The sequence below is a fragment of the Frigoribacterium sp. PhB107 genome (assembly GCF_003751515.1).
GTDB lineage: Bacteria > Actinomycetota > Actinomycetes > Actinomycetales > Microbacteriaceae > Frigoribacterium.
Genome location: NZ_RJKU01000002.1, coordinates 220,336 through 233,286, shown reverse-complemented (window position 1 = coordinate 233,286; position 12,951 = coordinate 220,336). Strand labels below are relative to the sequence as shown.

At 75.4% G+C, this 12,951-nt stretch carries 15 protein-coding genes; 6 read left to right on the top strand and 9 right to left on the bottom strand.

The genetic code is table 11. From position 1 onward, the window contains the following. Positions 1 to 11 precede the first annotated feature (11 nt). On the top strand, positions 12 to 605 hold the full coding sequence (locus tag EDF18_RS09265) for a TetR/AcrR family transcriptional regulator (protein ID WP_123547546.1): 594 nt from the start codon (positions 12 to 14) through the stop codon (positions 603 to 605). Positions 606 to 628: 23 nt separating this feature from the next. On the opposite strand, the gene EDF18_RS09260 is transcribed toward EDF18_RS09265, so the two are convergent. Together EDF18_RS09260 and EDF18_RS09255 are read right to left on the bottom strand one after the other, a co-directional pair. Beyond that, positions 629 to 1,120, bottom strand: a complete 492-nt coding sequence (locus EDF18_RS09260; protein WP_123547545.1) for an FBP domain-containing protein — start codon at positions 1,118 to 1,120, stop codon at positions 629 to 631. Positions 1,121 to 1,509: 389 nt separating this feature from the next. After that, complete coding sequence (locus tag EDF18_RS09255) at positions 1,510 to 1,968, bottom strand: helix-turn-helix domain-containing protein (RefSeq protein WP_123547544.1); 459 nt, start codon at positions 1,966 to 1,968, stop codon at positions 1,510 to 1,512. 65 nt (positions 1,969 to 2,033) lie between these two features. Here EDF18_RS09255 and EDF18_RS09250 point away from each other — a divergent pair, with 65 nt between their 5' ends. Next, positions 2,034 to 2,684 carry an NAD(P)-dependent oxidoreductase gene (locus EDF18_RS09250; protein WP_123547543.1) on the top strand — a complete coding sequence of 217 codons (651 nt, stop codon included), beginning with the start codon at positions 2,034 to 2,036 and terminating at the stop codon, positions 2,682 to 2,684. 80 nt (positions 2,685 to 2,764) lie between these two features. On the opposite strand, the gene EDF18_RS09245 is transcribed toward EDF18_RS09250, so the two are convergent. Next, a complete protein-coding gene (locus tag EDF18_RS09245; protein WP_123547542.1) occupies positions 2,765 to 3,640 on the bottom strand; it encodes an SDR family NAD(P)-dependent oxidoreductase in 876 nt (291 codons plus the stop codon). 401 nt (positions 3,641 to 4,041) lie between these two features. Here EDF18_RS09245 and EDF18_RS09240 point away from each other — a divergent pair, with 401 nt between their 5' ends. The 3 genes from EDF18_RS09240 (at position 4,042) to EDF18_RS09220 (ending at position 6,720) form a co-directional block, all read left to right on the top strand. Then, entirely contained in the window at positions 4,042 to 5,034 is a 993-nt protein-coding gene (locus EDF18_RS09240) for an NAD-dependent epimerase/dehydratase family protein (RefSeq protein WP_123547541.1), read from the top strand. Between the two features lie 368 nt (positions 5,035 to 5,402). Then, entirely contained in the window at positions 5,403 to 6,068 is a 666-nt protein-coding gene (locus EDF18_RS09225; protein WP_123547540.1) for an SDR family NAD(P)-dependent oxidoreductase, read from the top strand. Between the two features lie 250 nt (positions 6,069 to 6,318). Then, the gene (locus EDF18_RS09220; RefSeq protein ID WP_123547539.1) at positions 6,319 to 6,720 is read left to right on the top strand and encodes a cupin domain-containing protein; all 402 of its coding nucleotides are present in this window, start codon (positions 6,319 to 6,321) and stop codon (positions 6,718 to 6,720) included. A gap of 11 nt (positions 6,721 to 6,731) precedes the next feature. Here EDF18_RS09220 and EDF18_RS09215 read toward each other — a convergent pair whose 3' ends face one another. Then, positions 6,732 to 7,406 (bottom strand): histidine phosphatase family protein, encoded by a 675-nt coding sequence (locus EDF18_RS09215; RefSeq protein WP_123547538.1) that lies wholly within the window; start codon positions 7,404 to 7,406, stop codon positions 6,732 to 6,734. A gap of 131 nt (positions 7,407 to 7,537) precedes the next feature. Here EDF18_RS09215 and chrA point away from each other — a divergent pair, with 131 nt between their 5' ends. Further along, the gene (chrA, locus tag EDF18_RS09210; RefSeq protein WP_233569084.1) at positions 7,538 to 8,806 is read left to right on the top strand and encodes a chromate efflux transporter; all 1,269 of its coding nucleotides are present in this window, start codon (positions 7,538 to 7,540) and stop codon (positions 8,804 to 8,806) included. Between the two features lie 129 nt (positions 8,807 to 8,935). Here chrA and EDF18_RS09205 read toward each other — a convergent pair whose 3' ends face one another. The 5 genes from EDF18_RS09205 to EDF18_RS09185 form a co-directional block, all read right to left on the bottom strand. After that, on the bottom strand, positions 8,936 to 9,106 hold the full coding sequence (locus EDF18_RS09205; protein ID WP_123547536.1) for an antitoxin: 171 nt from the start codon (positions 9,104 to 9,106) through the stop codon (positions 8,936 to 8,938). Between the two features lie 116 nt (positions 9,107 to 9,222). Continuing rightward, entirely contained in the window at positions 9,223 to 10,413 is a 1,191-nt protein-coding gene (locus EDF18_RS09200) for an ABC transporter permease (RefSeq protein WP_123547535.1), read from the bottom strand. Continuing rightward, the gene (locus tag EDF18_RS09195; RefSeq protein ID WP_123547534.1) at positions 10,410 to 11,195 is read right to left on the bottom strand and encodes an ABC transporter ATP-binding protein; all 786 of its coding nucleotides are present in this window, start codon (positions 11,193 to 11,195) and stop codon (positions 10,410 to 10,412) included. Before EDF18_RS09195 ends, EDF18_RS09200 begins: the two co-directional genes overlap by 4 nt. Continuing rightward, on the bottom strand, positions 11,192 to 12,295 hold the full coding sequence (locus EDF18_RS09190; RefSeq protein WP_123547533.1) for a peptidoglycan-binding protein: 1,104 nt from the start codon (positions 12,293 to 12,295) through the stop codon (positions 11,192 to 11,194). Before EDF18_RS09190 ends, EDF18_RS09195 begins: the two co-directional genes overlap by 4 nt. Then, on the bottom strand, positions 12,292 to 12,816 hold the full coding sequence (locus EDF18_RS09185) for a hypothetical protein (RefSeq protein WP_123547532.1): 525 nt from the start codon (positions 12,814 to 12,816) through the stop codon (positions 12,292 to 12,294). The genes EDF18_RS09190 and EDF18_RS09185 overlap by 4 nt, the downstream gene beginning before the upstream one ends. Positions 12,817 to 12,951 lie beyond the last annotated feature (135 nt).

The window sequence follows — 12,951 nt, the reverse complement described above, 5'->3', positions numbered from 1 at the left end:
AATCTCGCCGCATGGCCTACGACGCGGACGAGACGCGCCGCCGCATCCTCGCGGCGGCCACGGCGGAGTTCGCCGAGCACGGCCTCGCCGGTGCCCGCGTCGACCGGATCGCCGCGGCGGCTGCCTGCAGCAAGGAGCGGCTCTACGCGCACTACGGCGACAAGGAGTCGCTCTTCACCGCGGTGCTGAACGCGTCCTTCGCCCACCTCGGCGAGGCCGCCTCGGCCGACTTCGCCTCGGTGGAGGACTTCGCGGTAGCCGTCTTCGACCATCTCGTCGACAACCCCGCCAACCAGCGCCTCCTCGCCTGGGCCCGGCTCGAGCAGCGGCACGACTGGGCGGCGTCGTTCGGGGTCCTCGAGAGCGTGCGGGCCACCTCCGTCGGTCACCTCGAGCGCCTCGTCGGCGCCAGCCTGGCGGTGGACGCGACGGCTGCGTCGGCGGAGGCACCGCCGTGGTCGCCCGACGACCTCTTCGCCCTCGTGCTGGCGATCGCGTCGGCGTGGGTGCAGCTGCCGGGCCTGCCCGACGACCAGCCGCGGACGCCCGACGTAGACGCCCAGCGTGCGATCGTGCGCGTGGCCGTGGGGCGCCTCCTCGACTGACCTTTCACGCCCTCGCGTGCTGGTCAGCGCCCGTCGACCACCGTCCGGGCGAACCCGGCGGTCCGCTCGCGCAGGCTGAGCACGCGCTGCTCGACGGCGGCCGCGACGTCGAAGCCGAGGTACGCGGGCGGCGGCGGGCGGTGGGCGTTCGCGCTGCACTCGAACCCGGCGCAGACGAGAGTGCCGACGGTGTCGCCGTTGCGTCCGGCAGCACCGGCCCGCTTCGCGCTGAAGAAGGCGACCGGAGCGGGCAGGGTCACGTCCTGGCACCAGCTGCACTGGGCGCGGGACCGGGGCGTGGCCTCGGCCTGGCGCAGCACGAGGCCGACGGGCTCGCCGTCGACGGGCACGACGACCCAGGCCCGGCGGGGCAGCTTCGGGTCGCGCCAGCCGACGAACTCGAGGGAGTCCCAGTCGAGGGCGTCGAGGTCGGGCGGGAGCACGAGGTCGGAGGTCTCCTTGCGCGAGGCGTTCGCGAAGGAGGTGCGGAGGGCGGAGGCGGTCAGGGGCAGCATCAGGGATTCACCAGTCGGTAGGGGTGCTCGGGCATCGGGCCGCGCGCACCTGCCCCGGCCCCGTCAGGACGTGCCCGCACGACGAGTGGTCAGCTCCGGTCGATCCCACGACGGGGACGGACGAGAAGTGACCACTCGACGGCAGGCAGGCACGTAGAGGGGCGAGGAGGTGCGCGCACGACGGCGCACATGAGCAGTGATCAGGGGAGGAGGGAGGGGGTGTCGACTGTGCGACTACCTGCCGCCGGCGGAGAGTGCGCCGACGACCTCCTGACGCCCCGAGGGCAGCGCGACTGCGGTGATGATCACGGGTCGACCATACGACTCGTGCCGGGCTGCGTCCACCCCGGTGCCCACGACCGGGCCTGCAGGGCCGCCGGCCTCCTGCGTCAGCCCTCCGCGCCTCCGCCTGCCCTCTCGTCGTACTCGGCCCAGGCGCCGGACACCTGCCCGAAGTGGGCGATCGACCACTCCTCGAGGGCGCGCAGCGGCGTCCGGAGCGTCTCGCCCGCCTCCGTCAGCTCGTAGACGACGCGCGGCGGGACCTCGGCGAAGACGGTTCGGGTGACGAGGCCGTCGCGCTCGAGCCCCCGGAGGGTCTGCGTCAGCATCTTCTGCGAGATGCCCTCGACGCGCCTCCGGATGTCGGAGAAGCGCAGCGGGCCCGTGCCGAGGGAGCCGACGACGAGCACCGTCCAGCGGTCGCCGATGCGGTCGAGCAGACGGCGCGACGGGCAGCCCGCGGCGTACGGGTCGAGCGGGGGCGGACCGCCCGCAGGAGGAGCGGGAGCAGCCGCCGGGGCAGCCTCTGAGCTGGTAATAGTTACCAAAAAGTGCCTACTTCCCATCAGTGACCAATGGACCTAGCGTAGCCGCGAAGCCCCACGGACAGAAGAACCAGAAGGAGAACGCCATGACCCGCATCACCGTCGTCGGAGGGACCGGCTACGCCGGCAGCGCGATCGTCGCCGAGGCCGCGCGCCGCAGCCACGAGGTCGTCTCGGTCAGCCGCAGCGTGCCCGCCGAGGAGGCCCGCGTCGAGGGCGTCCGCTACGAGACCGGGTCGCTGGTGGACGCCGACGTGCGCGCCCGCGCCGTCGCCGACGCCGAGGTCGTCGTCTCGAGCCTCTCGCCCCGCGGCGAGCTCGACGGACGCATCGTCGAGGTCGACCGCGAGCTCGCGGCCCTCGCCGAGCAGCACGGCGCCCGCTTCGTCGTCGTCGGCGGCTACAGCTCGCTGCGCCTCGAGGAGGGCGGGCCGCGCCAGGCCGAGACCGGCCAGATCCCGCCGGAGTACGCGGGCGAGGCGCTGCAGATGAACGAGGTGCTCGGCGAGCTGCTCGCCAGTGCCGAGTCGCTGGACTTCACGTTCGTGTCGCCCGCGATGCAGTTCGGTGCGTACGCGCCCGGCGATGCGCTGGGCCGCTACCGCGTCGGCGGCGAGGTCGCCTTCACCGACGAGGCCGGCGTCTCCGCCGTCAGCGGCGCCGACTTCGCGCTCGCGATCGTCGACGAGCTCGAGACGCCGGCGCACCGCCGCGAGCACATCTCCGTCGCGTACTGAGGCGAGCCGCGCCGAGGACGCGAGGGACGACGGAGGCGCGGGTCAGGATCACCTGACCCGCGCCTCCCCCGTGCTCCTGCTCAGGCGAGCGGGTCGGACGGGATGCCGAGCAGATCGGCGCTCCGCTCCCAGAGGTCGCGCATCAGGTCGCGGTCGCCGGCCTGCGCCGCGACGCGGCCCGGCGCGCGGAGCCGGTCGAAGTAGTTGCCGCTCGGCGCGGGCACCGTCGGCGCCGCCGCGAGACGCACCAGGGGCTCGGCCCCCTGCTCGGTCGACACGGCCGCGCGCTTGGCGAAGGTGGCGACGGGGCCGTTCCCGCCGAAGCCCGAGGCGACGAAGCCGGGGTGGAACGCGAACGCGTCGACCCCCGTGCTGCCGAGGCGACGGGCGAGCTCGCGGGTGAAGAGGATGTTGAGCAGCTTCGAGGTGCCGTAGGCGCGGAACCCGCCGTACCAGCGCTCGTGGTCGCCGTCGAGGTCGGCCAGGTCGACCCGGCCGAAGAGGTTGCCGGCGCTGGAGGTCTGGACCACGCGCACCGTGCCGGGCGCGTGGTCGGCCGCCGTCTCGACCATGCGCGGCAGCAGCAGCGAGGTCAGCAGGAACGGCGCCAGGTGGTTGCCCTGGAACGTCAGCTCGAACCCGTCGGAGGTGCGCTGACGCTCCGCGATCGTGGCCCCGGCGTTGTTGGCGAGCACGTGGATGCGGGGCAGGTCGGCCAGGAGCTGGTCGGCGAGCGAGCGCACCGAGGCGAGGTCGGCGAAGTCGGCGAGGTAGGCGGTGCCGCCGACCTCGTCGGCGACCGCGCGGGTGCGTTCCGGGTTCCGGCCGACGACCGCGACGGTCGCGCCGAGCTCCGACAGCGCCCGGGCGGCCTCGCGGCCGATCCCGGAGCTCGCTCCGGTGACGACGACGGCGCGGTCGTCGAGGCGGCCAGGGGCAGGGAGGGTGACGGACATGTCCTCGACGGTAGACCGTCACCACCTGGGGGCGTCGTGCACGATCCCGGCGTCCGCTCGCCCCGGTGCCGACCGGGCCCTGACCGGGATGCGGACGGGCCCCGCTCGAAGGGCGTACCGTCCACCGGGTCGAAGGCGTCACCATGCGTCTTCACCGGCCGGTGTTGCTCCGCTCCCCTGCCCGTGAAGCTCAGATGCGGACAACATCGACCCGGGCACGGCCACCTGCGTGGTGGTCGTGCCCTCTCTCTGCCTCCGCCCCCTGTGCGATCCCCACGACTCGAGGCCCCGTGGATCCGCGCACACCCGTCGGCGCGCGGAGGGGTCTGCGCGGGTCCGAGGGGTCTGCCGCAGTCCCGGAGCGTGCGCCGGCACGCCGCGGACACGGCAGACTGGCCCGCATGCGCAAGGTGCTGGTGCTCGGCGGGACGGGGTGGCTCGGCCACGAGATCGCGCGGCAGGCGGTGGCCGACGGAGCCGACGTCACCTGCCTCGCCCGAGGCAGCACAGGAGGCGCCCCCGAGGGAGCAGCGCTGGTCCGGTCCGACCGCACCCGCCCCGGCGCCTACGACGCGGTGGCCCGCGTCGACCACGAGTGGGACGAGGTCGTCGAGCTCGCGACGACGCCCGGCCTCGTCGAGGGCGCGCTGGACGCCCTGGCCGCACGCGCCCGGCACTGGACCCTCGTCTCGTCCGTCAGCGTCCACGCCCGCGACGACGAGCCGGGCGCCGACGAGTCCGCCGAGCTCGTCGCGGTCGGCGAGCGCCCCGACGACGCCGCTCCCGACCTCTACGCGCAGCAGAAGGCCTGGGCGGAGCGCACCTCCGCCGCCCGGCTGGGCGACCGCCTCCTCGTCGTCCGGCCCTCGCTCGTCGTGGGTCCGGGCGACCCGAGCGACCGGTTCGGCCACTGGCCCGCGCGGATGCTGCGGGGCGGCCGCATGCTCGTGCCCACGACCGAGGGACGCTGGGCGCAGGTGATCGACGTGGCCGACCTCGCGGCGTGGGTGGTGCTGGCGGGTCGCGACCGCCTCCTCGGAGCCTTCACCGCCGCCGGCGAGCCCGTGCCCCTGGCCGAGGTGATCGAGGAGGCGCGGGTCGCGTCCGGCACCGACGTCGAGCTCGTGGCGGTCGACGACGCCTGGCTGCTCGAGCACGACGTGCGGTGGTGGGCGGGACCCCGGTCGCTCCCGCTCTGGCTGCCGCTCGAGGCGTCCGGCTTCGCCCGGCGCAGCACGGCCGCGTTCCGTGCCGCGGGCGGGACCACCCGCCCCCTCGCCGAGACGATGACCCGAGTGCGCCACGACGAGATCGCGCGCGGCGTCGACCGTCCACGCCGTGCCGGTCTCACCCCCGACGAGGAGGCGGCGCTGCTGCGTGAGCGCGCCTCCTGACCCAGCCCGGCCCGGCCGCCCGGCCCGGCCGCCCGGCCCGGCCGCCCGGCCCGGCCGACAACCGCCGCTCGCGCCGCACCCCGGAGTGGGGGGGGGGGCCCCCCCGGGGGGGGGGGGGGGGCGGGCCCCCGGGGGGGGGGGGGCGCGGGGGGGGGGGGGGGGGCCCCGGCCCCCCCCCCCCCGCCCCCGCCCCCGCCCCCCCCCCCCGCCCCCCGGCCCGGCCCCCCCCCCCCCCCCCCCCCCCCCCCCGGGTGGGCCCCGCCCCCCCGGGGGGGGGGGGGGCCCCGCCCCACTCCGGGGTGCTTCGTGCGCCGGGCGTTCCCTGGCAGGGTGCGTCACGCCTCCTCGGGCGTCCGTAGGGTCGGGCCATGACCACACTCGCCATCATCGGCGCCGGCCAGGGCCTCGGCCTGGCCGTCGCCCGCCGCTTCGCCCGCGAGGGCCTCAGCATCGCGCTGATCGCCCGCGACCAGGCCAGGGTCGACGAGCTCGCCGCGACCCTCGTCGCCGAGGGGCACACGGCCGCCGGCTTCGTCGCCGACGTGCGCGACCGCCCCTCGCTCGTCTCCGCGCTCGGGCAGGCCGCCTCCCGCCTCGGGCCGATCGAGGTGCTGCAGTACAGCCCCCTCCCCGCCAAGGAGTTCATGCGCCCCGTCCTCGAGACCGTCGCCGACGACCTCGTCGGCCCGGTCGAGTTCTCGATCTACGGCCCGGCGACGGCGGCGCACCAGGTGATCCCGGGGATGCGCAGCATCGGCGGCGGCACGCTCCTCTTCGTCAACGGCGCCAGCGCGGTGCGACCGCGCGACGGCGTCACGGGCACGGCCGTCGCGTTCGCGGGCGAGAGCGCGTACGCGGAGCTGCTGCACGGCGCGCTGGCGCCCGAGGGCATCCACGTCGGACAGCTGATCATCCCGCTCGGCATCGGCGGCGGCGACCCTGCCCACGAGCCGGAGGTGCTCGCCGACACCCTGTGGACGATGCACGCCGAGAAGGGCGACTTCCGCGTCTACGCGGCGCCGCTGCCCGACTGACGCCGGCCCCCGGCCCTGGGACGAAGGAGGCGCGGTGCCCGTCGGGTGCCGCGCCTCCTTCCGTCCTGCCAGCCATCGGCGTGACCCCTCCCCGGCACCGGGCGTCGGCCCCGGCTCCACAGGGGCACCAGCAGGGCACCCCGGGCGGCGGGTCGCCGTCGTAGCGTCGAGGTGCGCCTCGCGGTCAGCCCCGCGGCGGTGCGAGCGGCCGCCGCCCGGCCGGCCGCTCCCCCACGACCGAGGAGCACCCGTGCAGATCGTCCCGAAGACGCCCACCGTCAAGAACCCGCCCGAGCAGTTCACCGGCGACGTCTGGCTCGACGCGATCGCGTCGCCGCAGCAGGACGGCGACCGGATGACGGTGGTGAAGGTGCGGTTCCTGCCCGGCGCCCGCACCGCCTGGCACTCGCACGCGAGGGGGCAGACCCTGCACGTCACCGAGGGCGTCGCGCTGCTCGGCTCGCGGGACGGCACCGTGGTCGAGGCGTTGCCCGGCCAGACGATCTACACGCCTCCGGGCGAGCAGCACTGGCACGGCGCGACTCCCGACGACTACATGGAGCACCTCGCGATGATCGAGTCGGCCGACGACCCGTCGACGACCACGACGTGGCTCGAGCACGTGTCGGACGACGACTACCGGCGCCCGTAGCCCGAGGTGCGTCAGTCCGCGTCGACCGTCTCGTCGAGTGCCTCGCCCGTCGGGTCGTTCGGGGCGGCGACGCCGACCGGCGCCCCCTGCCAGCTCACGACCGTCCAGCCGGCCTCGGGCGAACCGGTGACCTCGATGACGCCCGTGTTCTCCATCTCGGTGCTGGTCGTGAACTCGGGGTCGACGTTGAGCGCGCGGCCGCCGAGCCAGACGCGGGTGGCGGCGCCGTGGCCGACGACCACCACGGTCGCGTGGTCGTCGTCGCGGTGCAGCGCGACGATGTCCGCGATCGCGGCGTCGAACCGCTCGAAGAACGCGTGGCCGTCCGGGGCGCCCGGGGCCGAGGCCGTGAGGTCTCCCCCTGCCCAGGCGATCAGCGGCAGGACGTAGCCCCGGAGCGCCTCCTCGTCGGTGCGGTCCTCGAGGTCGCCGGCCTCGATCTCGTGCAGTCCGTCACGGACGACGACGTCGAGCCCGAGGCGGGCGGCGAGGGGGGAGGCGGTCTGCTGGGCCCTGACCAGCGTCGACGCGTAGACGGCGTCGATCCGGTCGTCGCCCAGCGTCCCGGCGAGGGCCTCGGCCTGTTCGCGACCGAGGTCGGTGAGGTCGGGGCCGGGGGCCGCGCTGGAGACGGCACCTGCGGCGTTGGCGGTGCTCTGGCCGTGTCGGACGAGGAGGATGCGCACGTCGTCGAGTCTTCCACGGCTCGGATGTGACGGAAGTCCCAGGGCACCGGCACGCGGTGGTCACCCGTTCGTCACCGGTGGTCCACCTCGCCCGTCGGCCCGCCACCTCCAGGTCCGCCACGATGGACTCCGTGGACAGGACGGACCGGACGGGCGACGCCCCCCAGGGGGCGGCACCGCGCCCCGGCACGCCGTCCGAGGTGCTGCGCGCCTTCGCCGTGCTCGGCGTCACGTCGTTCGGCGGCCCGGTCGCGCACCTCGGCTTCTTCCGAGCCGAGCTCGTCGAGCGGAGGCGCTGGCTCGGCGATGCCGACTACGGCGACCTCGTCGTGCTGGGCCAGTTCCTCCCCGGTCCGGCCTCGAGCCAGGTCGGCTTCGGCCTCGGCCTGCTGCGCGCCGGCCCGGTCGGCGCCCTCGCCGCGTTCGCAGCCTTCACCCTCCCGTCGGCCCTCCTCATGCTCGCGGTCGCCTCGGGCGTCGGGTTCCTCGAGGGTCCGGCGGGTGCCGCGCTCGTGTCGGGCCTCACGATCGGCGCGGTGGCGATCGTCGCGCACGCCGTCGCGGGGATGGCCCGCTCGCTGGCTGCCGACCGGACCCGCGCCTCCGTCGCCGTGGTCGCCGCCGTGCTCGCGCTCGCGCTGCCGGGCTCGGCGGGGCAGCTCTCCGCGATCGCCGTCGGGGTGCTGGCGGGGCTGTGGCTGCTCCGCGGCGCGAGCGACCCGGCCGGCGGCACGGACGCCTCCCCGCCGGAGGCACCCGCGGCGTGGGCGGCCGCCGTTCCTCGGAGGGCCGCCGTCACGTGCCTCGCGGTCTTCGGCGCGCTGCTCGGCGGCCTGCCGCTGCTCGCCCGCGCGACCGGCTCGGAGGCGGTCGCCCTCGTCGACGTCTTCTACCGGTCGGGAGCCCTGGTGTTCGGGGGCGGCCACGTGGTGCTGCCGCTGCTGCAGGCGGGCCTCGTCGACCCGGGCTGGGTGACCGAGGAGGCGTTCCTCACGGGGTACGCGGCGGCCCAGGCCGTGCCCGGCCCGCTCTTCACCCTCGCCACCTACCTCGGCGCCGTGACGACGCTCGGCCCGGGAGGTGCCGTCGGCGCCCTGCTCGCGACGCTGGCGGTCTTCGCGCCGGGCCTGCTCCTCCTCGTCGGGGTGCTGCCGTTCTGGGCGGCGCTGCGGGACCGCGCCTGGCTGCGCGGCGTCATGCGGGGCGCGGGGGCCGCGGTCGTCGGGCTGCTCGCGGCCGCGCTCTGGGACCCGGTGGTGACGACGGCGATCACGTCGACCGGGGCGTTCTGCCTCGCGCTCGTGTGCTTCGTGCTGATGACGGCATGGCGGACCCCGCCGTGGGCCGTCGTGCTCGTCGCCGCGGCCGGCGGCCTCGTGCTCGCGGCTGCGGGCACGTGAGGCGTCGCCCGCGACACGGGCGGCCCGACGTCGGACAGGCCCGACGCCGAACGACACGACGCCGAACGACCTGACGACGAACGACCCGGCGCCGTTCCGGGCACCGGGTCGTTCGTCTGGGGCGTCGGCTCAGTGGCCGACCTTGCCGTCGGCGGCGTCGCCGGCCTTGTCGATCTTGTCGTCGTACTTTCCGCCGGTCTTCTGCGAGGCGGCCTGCTCGGCCTTGTCGATCCCCGCGTCGGTGGCCTTCTCGCCCTTGTCGCTGCTGAGCGCGTCCTTCGCGCTGTCCATGAGACCCATGTCGTCGTCCTCTCGTCGTCGGCCCGTCCAGCACGGACCCCCACCAGGAGACTCCGCGACGCTCGTCGCCGTCCGGACGCGCAGGCAGGTCACAGGCCGGGGACGACGGCGCGGGCTCACGACTGCAGGGCCTCCGTCCGCGGGGTCCGCGCGGCGCGGACCGCAGGCCAGAGCCCGGCGATCGCGCCGATCAGCAGGGTCGCTCCGAGGCCGGCGCCGAGCACGGCCGGCGGCACGGCGAGCGGCCACCCTCGCGAGGCCGCGAACACCGCGGTGACCGCCAGGCCGAGCACGATCCCCCCGACCCCGCCCAGCAGCGACAGCAGCAGCGCCTCGGCGAGGAACTGGTCGCGCACGTGGGCCTTCGTGGCCCCGAGCGCGCGACGGAGCCCGATCTCGCGGCGCCGCTCGAGCACCGAGATCACCATCGTGTTCGCGACGCCGATCCCGCCGACGAGCAGGGCCACCGACCCCAGGCCCACGAGCAGCCCGGTGAACGCCTGGTCGGCCGCCTGCCTGGCGGCGAGGGCGTCGGAGGGGCGTGCCACGCTGACCTCGGAGGGCGCGTCGGGGCGGATGGTCGGCGCGATCAGCTCGCGCACCTCGTCGACCCTCTCGTCGTCGACCCTCAGGTACACCGCCGAGGGCGGCACGGCGGCGCCGGTGAGCACCTCGGCGTCCCGCTCGCCGATCAGCGCGGAGCGGTCGACATCCGACGCGAGCGGAGAGGGCTCGAGCACCCCGATGACGAGGTGCTCGGTCTTCCCGACGAGCACGTGCTGGCCGGGCCTGCTGACGCCGAGGGCCTCGGCAGCGGCCGATCCGAGCACCACGGTGGGATAGGACGCGGTGCCGTCCGTGAACCAGATGCCGGCGGCGAGGTCCGTGCCGAGCACGTCGAGCAGCCCCGAGGAGGCGGTCCGCACCGCGATCCCGCCGGTCTCGCCCTCGGGAACGGCGGCGCTGCGGTAGACGCCGGTGTCGGCGACGAGCCCCGTCGACGCGACCGACTCGACACCGTCGACCCGTGCTGCCGACCCCAGCGTGGTCAGGGGCAACGGCGTCTTCTCCCCGAAGAGGTCCTGCCCCTGGCTGGCCTCGAGCAGGTTGGTCCCGAGCGTGTCGAGCTGCGCTGCGAGCCGAGCCTGGCTCGAGGTGGAGATGCCGACGACGGCGATCATCGCGGCGATGCCGATCGCGATCCCGAGGGCGGAGAGCAGGGCCCTGGTGGGGCGGGTGAGGAGTCCGGACGCTCCCAGGCGGAGGACGTCCGCCGGGAGCAGCCGTGATGCGGTCGGGTCGGTCATGAGAGGGCTCCTCTGCTCGGGGCGAGCGTGGGCAGGCCGCCCGGACCCGGCGTCGGCGCGGTCGGCGACGAGCTGTCGTCCACCACGTGGCCGTCCCGGATGGTCACGCGTCGGGGAAGACGGGCTGCGAGGTCGACGTCGTGGGTGATGACGATGATCGACGTCCCCTCCCGGTGCAGCTCGTGCAGCAGCTCGACGATGCCGGCGCCGGCGCGGCTGTCGAGGTTGCCGGTGGGCTCGTCGGCCAGCAGCAGCGGCGGCCGGTGCACCACGGCCCGGGCGATCGCGACGCGTTGGCGTTCCCCGCCCGACAGCTGGTTCGGCTCGTGGTCGAGCCGGTGCCCGAGTCCGACCCGCTCGAGGGCCGCCACCGCCCGCTGGCGTCGCGACCGCTGTGGCACGCCCGAGTAGAGGAGCCCCGCGGCGACGTTGTCGACCGCCGAGACGCCCTCGCTGAGGTGGAACTGCTGGAACACGAAGCCGATGCGGTGGGCCCGCAGCCCCGAGAGGGCGCGGTCGCTCTGGGCCGCGACGTCGACACCGTCGATCAGGACGGTCCCCGTCGTCGGCCGGTCGAGGGTGCCGAGCACGTTGAGCAGGGTCGACTTGCCCGACCCGGACGGGCCGACGACCGCGAGCAGCTCGCCGCGCTGCACGGTCAGGGAGACGTCGGCGAGCGCGACGGTCGGCGGCCGGCCGTAGGTGCGTCCGACGTCGCGGAGCTCGACGACCGGGTCGGGCGCGCCCGCTGGCGACGTCGGGGCCACTGCCGATGTGCTCATGCGGGCACCACGACCTCGTCGCCCTCGGAGACGTCGCCCGAGATCTCGACCCGGTCTCCCGCGAACAGGCCGACCTCGACGGGCACCAGGCGTGAGCCCGAGGCCCCGCCGACGACCTCGACGACGAACCCGCCGCCGCTGGCGGCGCCGAGCGCCGTGACGGGCACGGACAGGACGCCCTCGCGGACCTCCGACCGGAACCCGACCTGGACGGCGGCTGCCGTCAGGTCCCCCGCGGCGGCCGGGTCGTCGAACGACACCGAGACGGCGACGACGGTCTTGCCGTCGGCGTCACGAGGCGCTCCGACTCCGGTGACTCTTCCGGCGGCGGCCCCTCCGGTCGGCAGGTCGATCGTCACCACCCCGTCGAGGCGGGCGAGGGGGGAGCCGACGGGCAGGTCGACGGTGACGACGCGGTCCCTACGGGAGGTCGGGTAGAGCGGGGCCCCCGCGCCGACCTCGTCGCCGACGGCGACCCCGGCCTCGCCCGCGGTGAAGGTGCCCGTGACGAACTGGATGCGCCCCTTCTCGAGCGCGCCGGTGCGGGGCAGCCCGAGCTCTTTCTGCCACGCCTTCACGGCCGCCTCGGTCCGCGCGTCGAAGTGGTCGTTCGCCGTGCCCATGAGGAAGCCCCACGCGACGAGGCTGCGCTCGAGCTGCCCGACGTCGGGCCCGTCGGTCATCCCGGACTCGATGCTGCGCCACTGGGGCAGCGACCCCTCGACGGCGAGCACGGGCGTGTCGTCCACCCGGTACAGCACCGAGCGGGACGTGAGCTCCGTCCCGGGGGCAGGCAGCTCCGTGACGGTGCCGCCGAGTCCGGCGACGACCGCCGGGCCGCCGAGGAGGCTGAGCTTGCCGGCCTTCTGCGTGACGCCGGTGAGGTCGCCCCGGGTCACCTTCGCCGTGACCGTCGGGGCGGCCGCACCCGCGCCGGACTCGCCGTCGGCGTCGGCGGCGGCCCCGCCCGGCGGGCCGACGAGCACGACTCCCGTGACGACCACGGCCGCGGTCGCGACGGCGGCGACGGACAGCCACACCCAGCGGCGTCGGCGCCCGCGACCCGGAGAGGTGCCGGCGTCGTTCTCGACCGAGGTCACTTCTGCACCGTCACGGAGCCGTTGCCCGCCGCCCCGCCGCAGGCCTCGAGGACGTCGTCGGGGACGTCCTCCGCGCCGTTGCCGAGGCCGGAGCCGCCCTCGCTCGGGTCGGCGACGTCGTAGCCCTTCTCGCGGAGGCACTTCGCGGACTCACGTGCCTGCTCCTCGAACTCCTTCTGGAGCTTCTTCTCCTGGGCCGTCACGGGCCTCGGGCCGAGCTCGTCCGTGACCTTCTTCTCGCACTTGTCGATGGACGCGGTCATGGCGTCCATGTCGCCGGTCATGGGGATGCCCTGCTTCATGCCGTCGGCGGAGGGGTCCGGCATGTCGATGCCCTCGCTGCGCAGGCACGACGCGTTCGCGACGTCCCACTTCTGCGCGTCGGAGGAGACCTGCGAGTCGCTCTTCACGTCCGGCGTCGCGTCGCCGTCGCCCGAGGTGCAGGCGGCGAGGGCGACGACGAGGAGGGGCACGGCGGCCAGGGCGAACAGCGCACGGGAGGTGCGGGAGGTGGTGGTCATGGTCTGTTCCTTCGCTGGAGGAGGTGCGGGGCGACCACGCGGCCGCTCCCGGTCCGCTCGGAGAGGGACGACGACGATCCCACCGTCCAGCGCGTTGCGAGGTCGTAAACAGCCCGCTTTATGCTGACGTGACAG

What these genes read in the sequence shown, in the direction of transcription:
- EDF18_RS09265 (WP_123547546.1), top strand. Translation starts at nt 12, where the DNA reads ATGGCCTACGACGCGGACGAGACGCGCCGCCGCATCCTCGCGGCGGCC.
- EDF18_RS09260 (WP_123547545.1), bottom strand. Translation starts at nt 1,120, where the DNA reads ATGCTGCCCCTGACCGCCTCCGCCCTCCGCACCTCCTTCGCGAACGCC.
- EDF18_RS09255 (WP_123547544.1), bottom strand. Translation starts at nt 1,968, where the DNA reads ATGGGAAGTAGGCACTTTTTGGTAACTATTACCAGCTCAGAGGCTGCC.
- EDF18_RS09250 (WP_123547543.1), top strand. Translation starts at nt 2,034, where the DNA reads ATGACCCGCATCACCGTCGTCGGAGGGACCGGCTACGCCGGCAGCGCG.
- EDF18_RS09245 (WP_123547542.1), bottom strand. Translation starts at nt 3,640, where the DNA reads ATGTCCGTCACCCTCCCTGCCCCTGGCCGCCTCGACGACCGCGCCGTC.
- EDF18_RS09240 (WP_123547541.1), top strand. Translation starts at nt 4,042, where the DNA reads ATGCGCAAGGTGCTGGTGCTCGGCGGGACGGGGTGGCTCGGCCACGAG.
- EDF18_RS09225 (WP_123547540.1), top strand. Translation starts at nt 5,403, where the DNA reads ATGACCACACTCGCCATCATCGGCGCCGGCCAGGGCCTCGGCCTGGCC.
- EDF18_RS09205 (WP_123547536.1), bottom strand. Translation starts at nt 9,106, where the DNA reads ATGGGTCTCATGGACAGCGCGAAGGACGCGCTCAGCAGCGACAAGGGC.
- EDF18_RS09200 (WP_123547535.1), bottom strand. Translation starts at nt 10,413, where the DNA reads ATGACCGACCCGACCGCATCACGGCTGCTCCCGGCGGACGTCCTCCGC.
- EDF18_RS09195 (WP_123547534.1), bottom strand. Translation starts at nt 11,195, where the DNA reads ATGAGCACATCGGCAGTGGCCCCGACGTCGCCAGCGGGCGCGCCCGAC.
- EDF18_RS09185 (WP_123547532.1), bottom strand. Translation starts at nt 12,816, where the DNA reads ATGACCACCACCTCCCGCACCTCCCGTGCGCTGTTCGCCCTGGCCGCC.